Source organism: Mesorhizobium silamurunense (assembly GCF_014843905.1).
GTDB lineage: Bacteria > Pseudomonadota > Alphaproteobacteria > Rhizobiales > Rhizobiaceae > Mesorhizobium > Mesorhizobium silamurunense.
On sequence record NZ_LPVS01000215.1, the window covers coordinates 1 to 1435 of the forward strand.

Here is a 1435-nt window from a genome sequence, read left to right on the forward strand (position 1 = left end):
GTCGAAGCAGCGTCATACTGCCGGGTGTCCGGCGCATGAGGTTCGGATCACATATCGCTTTCATCCACGCGCGGGAGATTTCGTCACGGTGATCGGTGTCCGGCGGCATGCTGGCGCCGATCATTTTATTATCCGCCAACCCGATCGCACCTTGGCTCTGCTACCAGCCTGGATGACCAACCCGGCTGGATTGTCATGCGAACTTGTCCAGCATCCGAAGCTTCCGCTTGAGAAGCTCAGCGAACTCCACGCTTTGGTCAGCGCGCACGTAACCTGGCTCAGAGAGGATTCTCTCTCAACGCGAGGAGCCGCAGATGAAGGAGCAGAGACGCAGCCAAGGGGATTTATTCGAACCAACCACGTTGCCGGCGGAGCTTCCGCTCGGGGTGAGGACGACGCTGACGCCACTGCTCCAGCTTCTTCTGGTCGAAGCGGCAGCTCAGGGGACACGAGAGGAGAACGGAGACCGGATCGGCAAGGAGGACGGCAATGACCAAGATTACGTCTGAACACTTAGCTCGGAGCGCGTTCGTTTATGTGCGCCAGTCGACGACCGATCAGGTTCACAACAATCATGAGAGCCGTCGGCGCCAATATGCGCTCGCCGATCGTGCTCGCGCTTGTAATCGATGATGATCTCGGCCGCTCCGGCTCGGGGATCGCACGGCCAGGCTTCGAGAAGCTGCTGGCTGCAATCTGCGAGGGACGCGTGGGCGCCGTGGTTTCGATCGAGGCATCTCGGCTCGCCCGCAACGGACGAGATTGGCACACGCTCCTCGAGTTCTGCGGATTGGTCGATACGCTGATCGTCGATGAGGATGGCGTCTATGATCCCCGTCATCCGAACGATCGCCTCCTGCTCGGCAGCGAGATGGAGCTCTCCCTCTTCCGACAGCGATCGCTCGAGGCTTTGAAGCAGAAGGCGCGCAGAGGCGAGCTTTTTCTCACCGTCGCCGTCGGGTTCCTCAAGGTGCGGCATGACCGAATCGAGAAGGATCCCGATCGACGCATCCAGGAAGCAATCAAGCTCGTCTTCGCCAAATTTGCCGAGTTGCAGACCGTTCGGCAGGTCCATCTTTGGATGCGCCAGGAACGCCTACCGCTGCCGGCGATCGGATATGGCCCCGAGGGGCGAACCGTCACATGGAAGCTGCCCGTCTACAACACGCTTCACCACATGCTTACCAACCCAATCTACGCCGGCGCCTATGCGTTCGGGCGCACAGGTAGCCGCATCACGATCGCAGCCGGCCGCAAGAAGGTCGTCCGTGGCTTTCGACGCGAGCGTAGCGCCTGGGAGGCTTTGATCCTCGACCATCATGAAGGATATATTGAGTGGGCCGAGTTTGAGAGGAATCAGCGCCTGATCGCCGATAATGCCAATGGTCAGAGCTTCATGAGCCGCGGAGCCGTGCGCCGAGGAGAAGCCCTGCTT

The 1435-nt window shown here is 60.2% G+C and carries 2 protein-coding genes and 1 pseudogene; all 3 read left to right on the plus strand.

Features of this window, described 5'->3' with window-relative positions; translation table 11 throughout:
- Nucleotides 1–46: 46 nt before the first annotated feature.
- Nucleotides 47–250: pseudogene (locus tag AU465_RS38195) on the plus strand (DUF5372 family protein); the annotation flags it as partial.
- 64 nt (nt 251–314) lie between these two features.
- A complete protein-coding gene (locus tag AU465_RS33135) occupies nt 315–509 on the plus strand; it encodes a hypothetical protein (protein ID WP_192257234.1) in 195 nt (64 codons plus the stop codon).
- Nucleotides 510–574: 65 nt separating this feature from the next.
- On the plus strand, nt 575–1435 hold an 861-nt coding region (locus AU465_RS33140; RefSeq protein ID WP_246506638.1), incomplete at its 3' end, for a recombinase family protein.

Excerpts from the sequence above, each read along its gene's own strand:
- AU465_RS33135 (WP_192257234.1), top strand. The coding sequence starts at position 315 with ATGAAGGAGCAGAGACGCAGCCAAGGGGATTTATTCGAACCAACCACG.